Annotated in this window: 1 pseudogene; it reads left to right on the top strand. The window is 63.9% G+C overall.

What is annotated here, in order from left to right:
- Positions 1 to 241 (top strand): annotated as a pseudogene (locus tag SB772_RS44945) (sugar ABC transporter ATP-binding protein); the annotation flags it as partial.

Below are 241 nucleotides of genomic sequence, written 5' to 3'. Positions count from 1 at the left end.
GGCGTCGCACAGACGGCCGAGGTTCTCAACCTGATAGAGCGCGTCCGCGAACGTGGCCTCGGGGTCATCATCATCAGCCACAACATGGAAGATGTGCGCGCGGTCGCAGACCGGATCGTCGTCCTCCGCCTCGGGCGCAACAACGGCGTCTTCACGCCCGATGCTTCCAACCAGGAACTCGTCGCCTCGATCACGGGCGCGACCGAAAATTCCGTATCCCGGCGGCTCGAACGGAAGAGCA

Source organism: Paraburkholderia sp. SIMBA_030, from assembly GCF_046535245.1.
Taxonomy (GTDB): Bacteria; Pseudomonadota; Gammaproteobacteria; order Burkholderiales; family Burkholderiaceae; genus Paraburkholderia.
Note: the sequence above shows the minus strand (reverse complement) of the source record. Positions and strands in the feature narration are given on the sequence as shown.